The following is a 14764-nucleotide window of genomic DNA, read 5'->3' as shown; positions in this document are numbered from 1 at the left end:
ATGCCTGCTAGGGGTCAATCGAGCGCCGCCTGGCTCACAATCGTCGGCATCGGCGAGGACGGTTTAGCGGGTCTCGGCGACGAGGCCAAGCAGCGGATTGCCCAGGCTGAGATCATCTTCGGCGGCAAGCGGCACCTGGCGCTGGTCGCGTCCTTCGCCGAGGGTGAGGCCCGCCCCTGGCCGGTTCCTTTCGATGCCGAGATGACTGATGTGCTGACGCTGGCTGGCAGGCGCGTCTGCGTGCTCGCCTCCGGCGATCCGTTCTTCCATGGCGTCGGCGCCACCCTCGCCCGCAAGATCAAGGCACAGGAGATGCACGTCATCCCCGCCCCGTCAGCCGTTTCGCTTGCGGCCGCCCGCCTTGGTTGGGCGCTGCAGGACATCGAGACCGTCTCGCTGCACGGCTGGCCGCTCGACTTGATCCGGCCGCTGCTGCAGCCAGGCGCGCGCATTTTGGCACTGACGTCGGATAGCGATGCGCCGGCGGCAATAGCGCGCCTGCTCACCGAACTCGACTTCGGCGCCTCGCGGATGACAATCCTGGAGGCACTAGGCGGGCCAAGCGAAAACCGGCGCACCGCCCGCGCCGATGCCTTCGATCTCGAAAACATCAATCCGCTCAACGTGCTGGCGATCGAAGTTGAATCCGGTCCGGATGCGCGCGTCCTGCCGCTCACATCAGGCCTTGCCGATCATCTGTTCGACCATGACGGCCAGATCACCAAGCGCGAAATCCGCGCCATCACCCTGTCGGCGCTGGCGCCCAAGCGCGGCGAGTTGCTGTGGGACATCGGCGCCGGCTCCGGGTCCATCGGCATCGAATGGATGCTGGCCCACCCCTCGATGCGCGCCATCGCCATCGAGGCCGATCCGATCCGCGCCGCCCGCATTGGCCGCAACGCGGCCGCCTGCGGCGTTCCCGGCCTTGTCGTGGTGGAAGGCGCCGCACCCAAGGCGCTTGCCAGGCTGGACACGCCGGACGCGATCTTCATCGGTGGTGGCGGCAGCGACACCGGCGTCTTGAACGCCGCGATCAAGGCCCTACCCCCCGGAGGCCGTCTTGTCGCCAATGCGGTGACGCTGGAGATGGAAGCCTTGCTTCTCGCCCGCCATGTCTCGCTTGGCGGCGATCTCACCCGCATCGCCATCTCTCGCGCCTCGCCGGTCGGCGCGATGCAGGCCTGGCGGCCAGCCATGCCGGTCACCCAATGGAGCTGGGTGAAGCCATGATGGTCGCGGGCATCGGCTGCCGAAAGGGCGTGAGCGTCGAAGACGTGCTTGCCGCGATCGAAACCGCCCTCGAAGCCTACGGGCTGGCGATGACGGCGCTTTCGGCGCTGGCAACTGCCGAGTTCAAGAAGGATGAAGAAGCGATCGCCACCGCTGGCCGCGTGCTGAACCTTCCGGTCATCGTCGTCGATGATGCAGCACTTCAGGCCGTCTCGTCGGACACGCTCAGCCATTCCGAGCTCTCGCAAGAACTCGCCGGCACCCCATCGGTTTCCGAGGCATCCGCCCTTGCCGTCGCCGGCAAAGGCGCCAGACTGCTCGGGCCCCGCACGGTGCTCGGCCCGGTCACCTGCGCCATCGCCATCAGCGGAGATGCGCCATGACCGTCCATTTCATCGGCGCCGGTCCGGGTGCCGCCGACCTCATCACGCTGCGCGGTGCGAGGCTGCTGGCAAGCTGCCCGGTCTGCCTTCATGCCGGCTCGATCGTCGCGCCCGAATTGCTGCAGCACTGCGCGCCGGGGACAAAACTGATCGACACCGCACCTATGTCGCTCGACGAGATCGAGGCCGAGTATGTCGCGGCGCACAAGGTTGGCCACGATGTCGCCCGCCTGCATTCTGGCGACCTGTCTGTATGGAGCGCCGTGGCCGAGCAGATCCGCCGGTTGGAAAAGCATGGCATTCCCTACACGCTGACGCCCGGCGTCCCCTCCTTCGCCGCTGCTGCCGCCGCATTGCGCCGCGAACTGACCATTCCCGAGATCGCGCAAAGCCTGGTGCTGACCCGCATTTCCGGGCGCGCATCGAAAATGCCGCCCGGCGAAACGCTGGCCGGCTTCGGCCGCACCGGCGCCACGCTGGCTATTCATCTTGCCATCCACGCCATCGACCGCATCGTCGCCGAGCTCACGCCGCACTATGGCGGCGATTGCCCGGTGGCGGTCGTCTTCCGCGCTTCCTGGCCGGACGAGCGCGTGCTGGCCGGGACGCTGGCAACCATCGAGGCGCTGCTCGCCGCCGATCCGATGGAGCGCACGGCGATCATCTTTGTCGGCCGCTCGCTGGCGGCGGAAGGTTTTGGCGAGAGTTCATTATACGACGCCCACTACCAGCGGCGTTTTCGCGGACGGGACGGATTGTGAGCGGCAGCACCAAAAACAAGGGCGAAAACGCCAGGCTCGAACAGGCTTTTGCGCGGCTGAACTTCAAGCCGCGCCAACTGGAACCGGGTCACGTCTGGCTGGCCGGCGCCGGCCCCGGCGACCCCGGCTGCCTGACGCTCGAAGTGCTGGCGGCCTTGGCCGAGGCGGATGCGGTCGTCTATGACGCGCTGGTCTCCCCAGATGTCGTCGCCGTCGCCGAAAATGCCGAGCTCTTCTTTGCCGGCAAGCGCGGCGGCAAACCGTCGATGAAACAGGACGACATCACCGCGCTTTTGGTGCGACTGGCGCGCGACGGCCGCCGCGTCGTCAGGCTGAAGGGCGGCGATCCCTATATTTTCGGCCGTGGCGGCGAAGAAGCTCTGGCGCTGGCGCGTGAAAACATCCCGTTCCGCGTGCTGCCAGGCCTGACCTCGGGCCTCAGCGCTCTGGCCGCGACCGGCATTCCGGCCACCATGCGCGGCATCAACAAGGCGCTGATCCTGGCGACCGGCCACGCCGCTGGCACCGATGACGATCTCGATTGGGCGGCGATCGCCCGCACCGGCCAGCCTGTCGTCGTCTATATGGGCATGGCCAACCTGCCTTTGATCGCGGCGGCACTGCTCGACGGCGGGCTGGCGCCGTCAACACCGGCGGCAGTGATCGTCGCCGCGACGACGCCGCAGGAACGAACCGTCGTCGCAACGCTCGCCACCATTGCCGAGGAAGCGGCCGCCGCCGGTCTCGCCTCGCCGGCGCTGATCGTCGTTGGCGGCATCGTTGCCATGCGCGCGGCACTGGCGGGACAAGCATGACCGCCCGCGCCATCATCATCGGCGCGCCGCGCTCCGGCTCCGGCAAGACCAGCGTCACCATCGGCATTTTACGCGCGCTCACCCGGCGTGGGCTGAAGGTGCGAGGCGCCAAATCCGGCCCCGACTATATCGACCCCGGCTTCCACACCGCCGCCACGGGACTGTCGGGCGTCAATCTGGACAGCTGGGCGATGCCGCCATCGCTGCTCAACGCACTCGCAGCGCAAGCCGCCGACGGCACCGATTTCGTCATCCTCGAAAGCGCCATGGGCCTCTTCGACGGTATTCCGGCCTCGCCGGGGCGCACTGGGTCGGCGGCCGACCTGGCGCGGCTCTATGGCCTGCCGGTGCTGCTGGTGCTCGACGTTTCCGGCCAGTCGACCACCGCGGCCGCCGTCGCCAAGGGCTTTGCCACCTACGATCCGGATGTACGCATGGCCGGTGTAGTGCTCAACCGGCTGGGCAGCGAGCGCCATCGCAAGCTGTGCAGCGAGGCCATCGAGGCGATCGGCCTGCCGGTCGTCGGCGCCATCCTGCGCGATCCCACTCTGAACCTGCCCGAGCGCCATCTCGGCCTCGTCCAGGCTAGAGAATATGATGATCTGATGGCGCATCTCGACCGGCTGGCCGACATGGCGGAAAAGTCGCTCGACCTCGATGCGATCATGGCCCTGGCGACACCCCTCACCCCGGCGCCCGGCGGCTTCGCCGACGCACTGGCGCCGCCCGGCCAACGGGTCGCGCTGGCCGAGGATGCCGCCTTCACCTTCCTCTATCCGCATGTCGCCGCCTATTGGCGCAAGGCGGGTGCCGAAATCGTCCCGTTCTCGCCGCTCGCCGACGAGGCACCCGACGAGGATTGCGACGTCTGCTGGCTGCCCGGCGGCTACCCCGAGCTTCACGCTGGCCGGCTCGCCGCCGCCGCGACTTTCCGTGCCGGGATGGAGCGTTTTGCGGCCACAAAACCCATCCATGGCGAGTGCGGAGGCTTCATGGTGCTGGGCGAGGCGCTGGAGGACGCTTCAGGCGAAACGCATCCGATGCTCGGCCTGCTCGGCCATTCCACCAGCTTCGCCAAGCGCAAGATGAACCTCGGCTATCGCGAGGCGCGGTTGCGCGCCGATTGCCCGCTGGGCTCACAGGGCGCGCTGATCCGCGGCCACGAATTCCACTATGCGCAGATGACGGCGACAGGCAATGACGAGCCGTTGGCCGACCTTGCCGACGGCCAGGGCAATCCGATCGGCGCCTCGGGCTATCGGCGCGGCCATGTCAGCGGCACTTTCTTCCACGCCATCGCGAGGGGCTAGCGCATGAAGCTCAAGAACTTGGCTCTTTCACCGCGGCAAGTCCTCGACGACACCGCGCTTTGCCTGGTTTTCTTCACCCGCCTGCCGCTGCCGGTCTTCGATTTCCGAGGCCGCAGCCTTGCCGCCGCGATCTGGGCAGCCCCCATTGCCGGCCTCGTCGTCGGCCTGATCGGCGCCATCGTCTTCGCCACGGCCGAACGGTTTGGCCTTGCCATGGGTCCGGCTGCCGCCCTTGCGCTCGTGGCCACCCTGCTCACCACCGGCTGCCTGCATGAGGACGGGCTGTCCGACGTCGCCGACGGTTTTGGCGGCGGCAAGTCGCGCGGCCGCAAACTGGAAATCATGCGCGACAGCCGCATCGGCGCCTATGGCGCGGCGGCACTGGCTCTGTCGCTGCTGATCCGCTGGAGCGCGCTGTCGGAACTCGTCGACCCTACACAGGCCCTGTTCGCCCTCCTGGCCGCGCACGCGGCCTCGCGCGGCCTGCTTGGCGCCTTCATGCATCTCTTGCCCCCGGCGCGGATCGACGGGCTCTCGGCCGACGCAGGCACGGTTTCGCAGGAAACCGCCATGGCCGGCGCCGTGCTCGGCGCGATCCCGCTGCTCCTGCTCGGATTGGGCGGCGCCGTCTTCGCGCTGATCCTGCTTGGCCTGCTGTTTGCCGCTTTCCGCGCCCTTTGCTTCAACCAGATCGATGGCCAGACCGGCGACACGATCGGAGCCTTGCAGCAGGCAAGCGAGATCGCGGTGCTGCTCGTCGCTTCCGTAGCGCTTTCCTGATCCCTTGGCCTGATTCTCTTGGCCTGATTCCCTTTCGGAGACTTTGCCCCCATGCCCTTCAAATCGCTTAGTGAACTGCGCGCCGCCTGCCTCGATCTGCCGGCCGGCAGCGACACTGCCGCCAATGCGGTTGTGCGCCGCCAGGACACGCTCACCAAGCCGCAAGGTAGCCTTGGCCGGCTGGAGACGATCGCCGCCTGGCTGGCGCGCTGGCAGGGCCGCGACATGCCGAAACTCGACCGCGTAAAAGTCTTCGTCTTCGCCGGCAACCACGGCGTCACCGCGCAAGGCGTGTCGGCCTATCCCTCGGAAGTCACCGTGCAGATGGTGGCGAACTTCGCCGGCGGCGGTGCCGCCATCAACCAGCTTGCCCGCATGGCCGGCGCCGAACTCGACGTCATCCCGCTCGATCTCGACCATCCGACCGGCGACTTCACGCAAGGGCCAGCAATGGATGAGAAGGCCTTTCTGACGGCAGTTTCGGCCGGCTACGACGCGGTGACGAAAGACCTCGACCTTATCTGCTTCGGCGAGATGGGCATCGGCAACACGACGCCGGCGGCCGCCATTTCAGCCGCCCTGTTCGGCGGTGGTGCGGAAAAATGGACCGGGCGCGGCACCGGCGTCGACGACGCCGGGCTGAAGCGCAAGGTGGTCGCCATCGAAGCCGGCCTGAAGCGCCACGCCGCCGCCCTTGCTGACCCGCTTGGTGTCGCTGCCGCGCTCGGTGGCCGCGAACTGGCCGCCATCTTCGGCGCCACGCTGGCCGCCCGCCATCTGGGCATACCCGTGCTGCTCGACGGCTTCGTCTGCACCGCCGCCGCCGCACCATTAGCGAAGCTGCACCCGGCCGGCCTCGCCCACACAATCGCAGCCCATGTCTCGGCCGAGTCAGGCCACCGTGGCCTGCTCGAAGCCCTCGGCCTGCCGCCTCTGCTCGATCTCGGCATGCGGCTCGGCGAAGGCTCCGGCGCCTGCCTCGCCGTCAACATCGTCCGCGCGGCGCTGGAGTGCCATGCCCGCATGGCGAGTTTTGCCGAGGCTGGCGTTTCGGAGAAGTAGTCGCTGGACTTCGCCCCATCAGCCGACCGCCTGAAAATCGAGCGAAAAGAACTTGACGGCGCCAATCACGCCGTCAACGCTCTGCACACCGAGCCCTTCACTGAAAGCAAGAGGTCACATTGAGCCACGGCGTCAAATACTTCATGTGGCGAGACGGTCGGCCGCGCTGGCAGCCGAGCAAGATTATGCGGGAGCGTGGCTTGCATGGTCGCGACCTCAAGGATGGGCGCTGTGAATGGCTTTCCATGGCAGCAGCGCTAGCCGCAGCACACGATTTGAACCTGTCCGCCGGCGTGAAGGAAACGCTGCCTAATATTATTGTGCCGCGTGGCGACCCGACAGCGCCGGGCTTTGTCTATTTCCTGCTCGTTCGCGACCGGATCAAGATAGGCTTTTCGCTCCAGCCGGCGCAGCGCTTGAAGCAATTAGCGACCGGGCTGGCTGACCCGGTCGACATGTTCGCTTTCTTTCGGGGATCTCGATCCGACGAGGTGGCGATCCACCGAACCTTTGCCAGTCATCACGTCAGCGGCGAATGGTTCGATGCGAGCCAGCACATATTGAAGTTTCTAATGAGTTGCGTGAAGGAGCGGCGGATCGTGCACGCGAAAACGGTTCTTCGGATATGAACGATCTCACACGAGCCGTGAGCCGGGGAAAAAACCGTCTCACGTTCTCCCTGTGTTCCAGGGTCTTTCCACCAAGTCTTTGAAGAATTTGGTGGGTGCGCACAGGATTGAACTGTGGACCCGCTGATTAAGAGTCAGCTGCTCTACCAACTGAGCTACGCACCCACTCGGCCGGCAAAAACCGGCGTTGGCGGGCATATAGCCGCCACCATCGGTCCTGTCCAGCCCTGCCGGAATCATTTCCCGACAAATCGCCTGGAGCCTCGCTTTTAGGTGTTGGTGCCGGGCGAAACCTTACGTTCTCTTGGCGGGACGGCGCCCCCCTCTGCCCTGCCGGGCATCTCCCCCTCAAGGGGAGAGATCGGAAGATTCGTCGTCCCGCCTCTCTTTTTGCATCCGAGGTTGGCGAAATCAGAAGTTACGGCAATCTCCCCACTTGAGGGGGAGATGTCCGGCAGGACAGAGGGGGGCGGTGAGGATCGCTAACAGCGACGGCCTTCCTCGACCCATTAAGGCGCTGTCAGACGAACAGCTTGCCCTCCGCCACCTTGATCGCGTTGCCGCCAATGCGCGCCGAGGCCAGTTTTCCGCCTTGTATGGTCAGTTCGAGGCGGATGCGCGATGGCCGGCCCATCTCCAGCCCCTGCTCGATCCACAGCTGCGAAATGCCGTCGGTCGGCGCGTCGAAATGCATGATGGCACCGGCAAAGGCGGCAGCCGCCGAGCCGGTCGCCGGATCCTCGTAGGAAGGCGTGCCAGGCACGATCATGCGCACATGGAAGGCGCTTTCGTGGTTCACCGTTTCGCGGCAATAGACATAGGGGCTGGCAAAGGCCCATTCGCTCTTGCGCGGCGCCAGTTCCGACCAAGCCTGGTTGTCCAGCCGGATTCGGCCCGCCGCCTCGAGATTGGCAACCGGAATGGTGACGTAGGGCACGCCGGCCGACCAGAACGCGACGCGGTGATTCTCGAAGCCGATTTCATGCGGCGTCAACCCAAGGGCGGCGCCGATCGCCTCCGGATCGGCATCGAGCTTCAGCGGCTCCGGCAGCTTCGCCAGGTCGAACTCGGCAAAAGTGTTGCCGTCATGCTTGCTGACGGCGCACCGCACCGGGCCGATGTTTTCCTCCAGCACGAAGATGCCGGCGCCGCCCTCTTGCGCCAGTTCGGCCAGCGCGATCGCGGCGCCGACCGTCGGATGGCCAGCGAACGGCATTTCATAGTCGGGGGTGAAGATTCGAATGCGGTTTTTGTGCTTGGGATTGTCCGGCGGCAGCACGAAAACCGATTCCGACAGGTTGAACTCACGTGCGATGGCCTGCATCGCGGCCGTGTCCAATCCCTTGCTGTCCAGCACGACGGCCAAAGGATTGCCGGCCAGTCGCTCGGTCGTAAACACATCGTAAAGCAAGTAATTCCGAGTTTTCATTCCTGCCTCAATCCCAACATGGGCGAAATTTAATTTGATATTTGAACCAGTAAGCCTGATCTGTGCACAGATAGGGACATTGCGCATTATAGGGGTCCAGCGTGGACCAGATTGTCAATCTGCCAAAGACGGAATCGGATTCCGCCATCGAGACGGCGCTTGGACTCGACCAGACGGGGCGGCGCAAGTCGCGCCGGCGCGGCTGGCTCTATGCGCTGCTGGCGCTGATCGTGCTCGTCGCCGCGCTCGGCGTCTATCAGTGGTATGCCGGCTCGCCGGCCAGGATCGATTACACCACCGTGCCTGCCGCCAAGGCCGACCTCACCGTCGCGGTATCGGCAACCGGCACGCTGCAGCCCCTGACCCAGGTCGACATTTCAAGCGAACTGTCCGGCATCATCCGCTCGGTCTCGGCCGAGGAGAACCAGCAGGTCAAGAAGGGTGACGTGCTGGCGACACTCGACACGGTGAAACTCGAAGTCCAGATCGAGCGCGCCGAAGCTTCGGCCAAGGCCGCCGCCGCCAATGTCGAGGACGCCACGGTTACGCTGACCGAAAACGAGAAGGCGCTGGTGCGCGCAGCAGCACTGACCAAGCGCGGCATGGCGACCGACCAGTCGCTTGAAGCAGCAACCGCCACGCGCGACCGTTCCAAGGCAGCGCTCGACAGTGCGCAGGCCAACCTCGCCATCGCCCAGGCCGACCTCAAGGCGCAGCAGACCGACCTTGCCAAGAGCACCATCTATGCGCCGATCGACGGCATCGTGCTGACGCGCTCGGTCGATCCCGGCCAGACGGTCGCCTCCTCCCTGCAGGCGCCTGTGCTGTTCATCATCGCCGCCGATCTCAGGAACATGGAACTGGTGGCGGCGGTCGACGAGGCCGACATCGGCGCGGTCAAGTCAGGCCAGCACGCCCGCTTCACCGTCGATGCCTTCCCCGAGCGGCCGTTCGATGCCGAGATCCGCGATATCTCCTATGCCTCTGTCACCACCGACGGCGTCGTCACCTACAATGCGCGGCTCGAGGTCGACAACAACGAGCTGTTGCTGCGGCCCGGCATGACCGCCACCGTTTCGGTCGTCACCAAACAGGCCAAGGGCGTGCTCACCGTGCCGGCCACCGCCTTCCGCTATCGTCCGGCGCAGCAGGCCGCCCGCGGCTGGAGCCTGAGCGACCTGTTCACCGGCCGCATGGGCCGCCCCGGCGGCAACCGCCAGCGCCAGGCCGCCACAGTGCCCACAGACGGCTCTCGCACGCTGTACGTGCTGGAGAACGGCCGTCCGCGTCCGGTCAACGTCAAGATCGGCTCCACCGACGGCGAACTGACCGAGATCATTTCGGGCCTGGATGAAGGCGCTCAAATCATCACCGCGTCGCAGCAGCGGAGCTGATGCCGTGGCTGCGGGCGCGACCCTCATCACCTTCGACAAGGTCTGGAAGAGCTATGGCCAGGGCGAGGCCAAAGTGCACGCGCTGGCCGGCGTCGATCTTGCCATCCGGCGTGGCGAATTCGTCGCCATCATGGGTCCGTCCGGCTCCGGCAAGTCGACGGCGATGAACATCATCGGCTGCCTCGACACGCCGACGGCCGGAACCTATTCCTTCATGGGCATCGATGCCGGCCGCCTCGACCGTAACCGCCGCGCCATGCTGCGCAACCTCTATGTCGGCTTCGTCTTCCAGGGCTACAACCTGCTGGCCCGCACCACGGCGGCCGAAAATGTCGAACTGCCGCTGATCTATCGCGGCGTCGCCGCCCGCGAGCGCCGCGACCTGGCCATGCAGGCCTTGGCAGAGGTCGGCCTTGTCGGACGCGAGCACCACACGCCGGCCGAACTGTCCGGCGGCCAGCAGCAGCGCGTGGCGATCGCGCGCGCCATCGTCACGCGCCCGACACTGCTCGTCGCCGACGAGCCGACCGGCAATCTCGACACCGCCCGCACGCACGAGATCATGGAGCTGCTCACCCGGCTCAACACCGGGCTTGGCCTGACCATCGCCATGGTCACGCATGAGGCCGACGTCGCCGACTATGCCGAGCGCACCATCCGCTTCCTCGACGGCCATGTCGCTTCGGATTCCAGGAAGCTGGAGATCGCACAGCCATGATCTGGGAAACCGTCCGTCTCTCGCTGCGTTCGATCCGCCGCAACGTGCTGCGCTCGTTCCTGACCTTGCTCGGCATCGTCATCGGTGTTGCCGCCGTCATTGCCATGCTTACCATCGGCTCGGGTACCACAGCAAAGGTCAAGGCCGACATCTCCAAGCTCGGCAGCAATCTGCTGGTGGTCCGCTCCGGCCGTCCGGCCGGCCCCGGCGGACCGGGCGGGCTCGACCAGGTGGTGCGTCCGCTCGCGGAAAAGGACCTTGCAGCACTTGTGGCGCATCTCAGCGGCGCGCGCGCGATTTCGCCGGCCTCGCAAAAGCAGGTCCGGGTCATCTTCGGCACCGAGAGCCTGACCTCGGGCGTCACTGGCACCGACAGCGCCTATCTCGATGCGCGCGACTGGAAGCTGGTGTCGGGCCGCCCGTTCAGCGATTCCGAAACCCGCTCGGGCACCGGCGTGTGCCTGATCGGCGAGACGGTGCGCCAGCAGTTCTTCGGCGCCGGCGATCCGGAGGGCGAGATCATCCGCGTCAACCGCACCTCCTGCAAGATCATCGGCCTGCTCGAGCCCAAGGGCTATACCGGCTTCGGCCAGGACCAGGACAATGTCGTGCTGATGCCGCTGCATGCCTACCAGCGCCGCATCGCCGGCAACCGCGACATCGACAACATCTACATCGCCGCCGACGACCGTACGCCGACCAGCGAGTTGCAGCCCCGCGTCGAGGACATTTTGCGAGACGCGCGCCGCATCACGCCCGACCGCGAGAGCGATTTCGCCATCCGCGACATGACCCAGATCGCCGACGCCATGGCCAGCGCCACAACCACCATGACCGGCATGCTGGGCGCCGTCGCCGGCGTCAGCCTGCTGGTCGGCGGCATCGGCATCATGAACATCATGCTGGTGTCGGTCACCGAACGCACACGCGAGATCGGCATCAGGCTCGCCATCGGCGCGCATGAGAAGCACATACTGATCCAGTTCCTGGTCGAGGCGACGGTGCTGTCGCTGCTCGGCGGCATCATCGGCATCCTGATCGGCCTGGCGCTGGCCGGTCTCGCCGCGGTGACGCTGATCATCCCGTTCGCGCCGAGCCCGGCGGTGATCCTGCTCGCCGTCGGCTTTTCCGCGCTGATCGGCATGGTGTTCGGCTTCTTCCCAGCATTGCGCGGCGCCAGGCTCGATCCGATCGACGCGCTAAGGCACGAGTAGGCAACCCGGTCGGAAGCGCGCCAGCGCTCCGACTGGTTTTGCACAGTCTTCGGCGTTTCCAGCCTGCCCCGCCACTGTCGCCGCTCCGTTCGCGATGGTAGGGCAATTCACCTTGGGCGGAGGAATGGCGGATGAGCAAGAAGGCGCGACTGGTCCTGGCGATGGTGCTCATCGAGGCAGGCCTTGCAGGCATCTGGTGGTATCTCGCCCGCTACGGCATGGCCAATCCCGACCGCGTCACCGCTGACTTCCAGGCGGTCGTCGGCCAAACCATGGGAATGGCAATGGGTGGCCTGCTCGGCATCGGCTTCATCCTGTTCCTCGTCGCCGCCCGCAACGATCGCAACGCGGCGCAGAACAAGACGCGCCCTTAATTCCCGTTTGCGAAATGCCACTCGATCAGCGGCTTCATGTGCGGCGAGAGCCCGTCCGGCAGGTCGGCCGCATGGCGGATGATCACCGGCCCCTGGATCTCCGGCTCGGTCTCGGTGGCGACGAAGGCTGAGATGCGCCTGGCGATCTCGTCTGGGGGCGCCGTCTCGTGATAGCGGCGGAAGATCACCGTGCCGCTGCTGGTCGACATGGCGTGGTAGCGCTTGCCGCGTTCAGCACCTGACAGGTCGAGACCGGTTTCCTCGCGCACCTCGCGGATCATGTTGAAATCGACATCGACCAGCCCATCGCGAAAATCGATCGGCTCGAACGAGCCGGCAGCGAAATAGACGCGGCCGGCGTTGACTGTGTGAGGACCCATGCGGATCGCCACCAGCGCATTGTCGCCGGCCACCAGCATGGCATGGGCATAGGCATGCTCGGCGCCCGAATTCTCGCGCCGCTTCCGCCACAGCATGAACGTCGAGTAGTTGACCGCATGGCAGCGGCCGACGAGACGGTTATCGCGGTAAGCGAGTTGCGACAGCAGCACCACGGTGCCGTCGAACAGCGCCGGATTGGCTGATATCTCGCGCTGCCAGTTCTCGGCGATCGCCTCTGCATTATCCCGGGCGAAGGGATGCGGGCCAGGATCGAGCCTGACATCGACGGCATCGACCGGCAGGATGACATTGCGGGGCAGGTCGAAGCTCATCTTGCTCTAACGCAGCTCAGGTCATGTCCAGCGTGATCGCCACCGGGCAATGGTCCGATGCCTTCGGCCGGTCCCAGCCGGCGCGCGGAAACCGCTCGACCTCCTGGCCGGGCGGAAAAATGGTGCGCCAGGGCTGGCCGTTGCGGATGATGTCGGGAACGGCCGTTGCGTTGCTGGCGGCGAGCCCCTTCGACAGCAGGATGTAGTCGAGTTGGCACAGATGCCGCTCTTCGGGTCCGCGCGTGTGGTAGAAACTCCAGCGGTTCATCTCCGGCCGCCGCTCGACGACGTTCTCGCAGAAGCCGCCTGCCGTCAGCACGTTGATGCAGGACAGGGCTTCGTCGACCACCTCGAAGCGATAACCGTCGATCGCATCGCCGGCTACCTTCACGCGCTGGCGATAGTCATTCATGTCGCCGCAGATCGCCCAGCGTTTGTCGGCGGCCCCACTTTTGTCAGCGGTGTCCCCACCGAAGCGCTCCTCGATGATCCGCCGCACGGCTTGCGCCTCCGCGATGCGCACCGGCATCGTCGCCTCGCGCCCGTCGAGCCCGTTGCGCGGCGAGCCCATCGACTTGAAATGCACGAGATAGAGCGTCAGCGGCACGCCGCCCACGGTGACGTCGATCTCCAGGCAGTCGCGCCGGAAAATGCGCTCATTGGACTGATTGCCCAGTGCCTCGAGTTCCGGCGTGTGCAGCCCGAACTGCTCGTAGGTGACATAGGCATGGCTGGTCATGCGCACGAATTCGATCGGCTGCCCCTGCGCGGTCTCGTTGCGCATCATCACGGCCACGTCGATGCCGCGCGAATCATTGCCCGCTGTGGTGTATTTCTGCCGGTAGCCCTGCCCCACCATCTTGAACAGATAGCCGTATTCGAAGGCCTTCAGCGCCTCGATGTTGTCGACCTCCTGCATGCAGATGATGTCGGCCCGGGTGGCAGCGATTGCCAGCGCCGTCAGTTGGCGCGTGTCGTCGGACTGTGCGATGGCGCGGGCCTGCTCCAGCATCCTGTATTCGGCCTCGCTCTGGATATCGAACAGCGCCAGCGTGCGATCCTCGTTGAGCTGGTTGCGATAGCCGGAATAATCGAACCTGTTCATCAGGTTCTCGACATTGAAGGTGGCAAGGCGCAGCGACATGCCATGACCTTTGCCCGCAAGTGCTTCGGAAAACAAGCTCGCAGGATCACCAGCTGAGATCGATTGGTCCTGGGTGCGTTCGCGTCATGGTTGACGGAACCTTTCCGTTCATCCGCCGTTCAGATGCAAACATCCATTGTTGCCCCATTCCTCGGGTGGGCGTGGGGCCTGTAGCTCTTGGAGAGTGCAATGAATTCGCTCTTTTCTTCCACGGTCAAATCGGGGCTGATAGCCCTCGGTATCCTCTCCGGCATCACGGCACCATCCGCCGCCGGACCGATCATGCAGCCGGACCTGTCGATTCCCACCAGCACGGCGGCGCCGAATGTCACGCCGGTCCGCGACAGCTGGGCGGGCGGCAACAACCGTCAGTTCAACAACGACAATTGGAGATGGCGCCGGTCGGGCAATTGGAACGGCGGCCGTCGACACTGGCACGGCGGCGGCGGTAACTGGAATGGCGGAGACAACTGGCGTTGGCGCCATGGTCGCCATCACTATCGCGGCGGCCGTTACTATGATGATGGCGCGAGTGCAGCGATTCTGGGCCTTGGGCTGGGGCTTGGCCTCGGCAGCATGTACAACAACTACGACTACTATGACCGGCCGGCGCCGCGCCGCTACTACCGCGCGGGACGGCTTTCGAGCGCCCATGTCCAATGGTGCTACAACCGCTACCGGTCGTACCGGGCCTACGACAACACGTTCCAGCCCTATAACGGCCCGCGGCAGCAGTGCTACTCACCCTATTGAGCTGGCCTGTAGCTGAGCTGACCGACAGAATGAAAAAACGGCGCCACTAGGCGCC

The 14764-nt window shown here is 65.6% G+C and carries 16 protein-coding genes and 1 tRNA gene; 13 read left to right on the top strand and 4 right to left on the bottom strand.

The window, feature by feature from the left end; translation table 11 throughout:
- The 8 genes from cbiE (at position 1) to EOA13_RS13525 (ending at position 6970) form a co-directional block, all read left to right on the top strand.
- Positions 1-1230, top strand: a complete 1230-nt coding sequence (cbiE, locus tag EOA13_RS13560) for a precorrin-6y C5,15-methyltransferase (decarboxylating) subunit CbiE (RefSeq protein WP_127293201.1) — start codon at positions 1-3, stop codon at positions 1228-1230.
- A complete protein-coding gene (locus EOA13_RS13555) occupies positions 1227-1613 on the top strand; it encodes a cobalamin biosynthesis protein (protein ID WP_127293199.1) in 387 nt (128 codons plus the stop codon). Before cbiE ends, EOA13_RS13555 begins: the two co-directional genes overlap by 4 nt.
- The gene (gene cobM / locus EOA13_RS13550; protein WP_127293197.1) at positions 1610-2374 is read left to right on the top strand and encodes a precorrin-4 C(11)-methyltransferase; all 765 of its coding nucleotides are present in this window, start codon (positions 1610-1612) and stop codon (positions 2372-2374) included. The genes EOA13_RS13555 and cobM overlap by 4 nt, the downstream gene beginning before the upstream one ends.
- On the top strand, positions 2371-3189 hold the full coding sequence (cobA, locus tag EOA13_RS13545; protein ID WP_127293195.1) for a uroporphyrinogen-III C-methyltransferase: 819 nt from the start codon (positions 2371-2373) through the stop codon (positions 3187-3189). Before cobM ends, cobA begins: the two co-directional genes overlap by 4 nt.
- Positions 3186-4499, top strand: coding sequence for a cobyrinate a,c-diamide synthase (locus tag EOA13_RS13540; protein WP_127293193.1), 1314 nt, complete (start codon positions 3186-3188; stop codon positions 4497-4499). The genes cobA and EOA13_RS13540 overlap by 4 nt, the downstream gene beginning before the upstream one ends.
- Positions 4500-4502: 3 nt before the next feature.
- Entirely contained in the window at positions 4503-5279 is a 777-nt protein-coding gene (gene cobS, locus EOA13_RS13535) for an adenosylcobinamide-GDP ribazoletransferase (RefSeq protein ID WP_127293191.1), read from the top strand.
- 51 nt (positions 5280-5330) lie between these two features.
- Complete coding sequence (gene cobT / locus EOA13_RS13530) at positions 5331-6341, top strand: nicotinate-nucleotide--dimethylbenzimidazole phosphoribosyltransferase (RefSeq protein ID WP_127293189.1); 1011 nt, start codon at positions 5331-5333, stop codon at positions 6339-6341.
- A 119-nt stretch (positions 6342-6460) separates the two neighbouring features.
- The gene (locus EOA13_RS13525) at positions 6461-6970 is read left to right on the top strand and encodes a GIY-YIG nuclease family protein (RefSeq protein WP_127293187.1); all 510 of its coding nucleotides are present in this window, start codon (positions 6461-6463) and stop codon (positions 6968-6970) included.
- Between the two features lie 89 nt (positions 6971-7059).
- Here EOA13_RS13525 and EOA13_RS13520 read toward each other — a convergent pair.
- Together EOA13_RS13520 and EOA13_RS13510 are read right to left on the bottom strand one after the other, a co-directional pair.
- Positions 7060-7135 (bottom strand) — tRNA-Lys (locus EOA13_RS13520).
- 355 nt (positions 7136-7490) lie between these two features.
- Positions 7491-8399, bottom strand: a complete 909-nt coding sequence (locus tag EOA13_RS13510; RefSeq protein ID WP_127293185.1) for a PhzF family phenazine biosynthesis protein — start codon at positions 8397-8399, stop codon at positions 7491-7493.
- Between the two features lie 101 nt (positions 8400-8500).
- Between EOA13_RS13510 and EOA13_RS13505 the strand changes: the two genes are divergently transcribed.
- From EOA13_RS13505 to EOA13_RS13490, 4 genes are all read left to right on the top strand, one after another.
- Positions 8501-9793: an efflux RND transporter periplasmic adaptor subunit gene (locus EOA13_RS13505; protein ID WP_127293183.1), complete on the top strand. Its 1293-nt coding sequence runs from the start codon at positions 8501-8503 to the stop codon at positions 9791-9793.
- A gap of 4 nt (positions 9794-9797) precedes the next feature.
- Positions 9798-10511, top strand: coding sequence for an ABC transporter ATP-binding protein (locus tag EOA13_RS13500; RefSeq protein WP_127293181.1), 714 nt, complete (start codon positions 9798-9800; stop codon positions 10509-10511).
- Positions 10508-11725: an ABC transporter permease gene (locus EOA13_RS13495; RefSeq protein ID WP_127293179.1), complete on the top strand. Its 1218-nt coding sequence runs from the start codon at positions 10508-10510 to the stop codon at positions 11723-11725. The genes EOA13_RS13500 and EOA13_RS13495 overlap by 4 nt, the downstream gene beginning before the upstream one ends.
- Positions 11726-11856: 131 nt before the next feature.
- Entirely contained in the window at positions 11857-12099 is a 243-nt protein-coding gene (locus EOA13_RS13490) for a hypothetical protein (RefSeq protein WP_127293177.1), read from the top strand.
- Here EOA13_RS13490 and EOA13_RS13485 read toward each other — a convergent pair.
- Both EOA13_RS13485 and EOA13_RS13480 read right to left on the bottom strand, forming a co-directional pair.
- Positions 12096-12812 (bottom strand): hypothetical protein, encoded by a 717-nt coding sequence (locus EOA13_RS13485; protein ID WP_127293175.1) that lies wholly within the window; start codon positions 12810-12812, stop codon positions 12096-12098. The two genes, EOA13_RS13490 and EOA13_RS13485, sit on opposite strands and share 4 nt — an antisense overlap.
- A gap of 16 nt (positions 12813-12828) precedes the next feature.
- Complete coding sequence (locus tag EOA13_RS13480; protein ID WP_127293173.1) at positions 12829-13956, bottom strand: endonuclease/exonuclease/phosphatase family protein; 1128 nt, start codon at positions 13954-13956, stop codon at positions 12829-12831.
- 189 nt (positions 13957-14145) lie between these two features.
- Here EOA13_RS13480 and EOA13_RS13475 point away from each other — a divergent pair, with 189 nt between their 5' ends.
- On the top strand, positions 14146-14709 hold the full coding sequence (locus EOA13_RS13475) for a BA14K family protein (protein ID WP_127293171.1): 564 nt from the start codon (positions 14146-14148) through the stop codon (positions 14707-14709).
- Positions 14710-14764 lie beyond the last annotated feature (55 nt).

It is taken from the genome of Mesorhizobium sp. M7A.F.Ca.US.011.01.1.1 (assembly GCF_003998295.1).
Taxonomy (GTDB): Bacteria; Pseudomonadota; Alphaproteobacteria; order Rhizobiales; family Rhizobiaceae; genus Mesorhizobium.
The sequence above is the reverse complement of the archived record's forward strand: the minus strand, read 5'-3'. Positions and strand labels throughout refer to the sequence as shown.

Excerpts from the sequence above, each read along its gene's own strand:
- cbiE (WP_127293201.1), top strand. The coding sequence starts at position 1 with ATGCCTGCTAGGGGTCAATCGAGCGCCGCCTGGCTCACAATCGTCGGC.
- EOA13_RS13555 (WP_127293199.1), top strand. The coding sequence starts at position 1,227 with ATGATGGTCGCGGGCATCGGCTGCCGAAAGGGCGTGAGCGTCGAAGAC.
- cobM (WP_127293197.1), top strand. The coding sequence starts at position 1,610 with ATGACCGTCCATTTCATCGGCGCCGGTCCGGGTGCCGCCGACCTCATC.
- EOA13_RS13540 (WP_127293193.1), top strand. The coding sequence starts at position 3,186 with ATGACCGCCCGCGCCATCATCATCGGCGCGCCGCGCTCCGGCTCCGGC.
- cobS (WP_127293191.1), top strand. The coding sequence starts at position 4,503 with ATGAAGCTCAAGAACTTGGCTCTTTCACCGCGGCAAGTCCTCGACGAC.
- cobT (WP_127293189.1), top strand. The coding sequence starts at position 5,331 with ATGCCCTTCAAATCGCTTAGTGAACTGCGCGCCGCCTGCCTCGATCTG.
- EOA13_RS13510 (WP_127293185.1), bottom strand. The coding sequence starts at position 8,399 with ATGAAAACTCGGAATTACTTGCTTTACGATGTGTTTACGACCGAGCGA.
- EOA13_RS13495 (WP_127293179.1), top strand. The coding sequence starts at position 10,508 with ATGATCTGGGAAACCGTCCGTCTCTCGCTGCGTTCGATCCGCCGCAAC.
- EOA13_RS13490 (WP_127293177.1), top strand. The coding sequence starts at position 11,857 with ATGAGCAAGAAGGCGCGACTGGTCCTGGCGATGGTGCTCATCGAGGCA.
- EOA13_RS13485 (WP_127293175.1), bottom strand. The coding sequence starts at position 12,812 with ATGAGCTTCGACCTGCCCCGCAATGTCATCCTGCCGGTCGATGCCGTC.
- EOA13_RS13480 (WP_127293173.1), bottom strand. The coding sequence starts at position 13,956 with ATGTCGCTGCGCCTTGCCACCTTCAATGTCGAGAACCTGATGAACAGG.
- EOA13_RS13475 (WP_127293171.1), top strand. The coding sequence starts at position 14,146 with ATGAATTCGCTCTTTTCTTCCACGGTCAAATCGGGGCTGATAGCCCTC.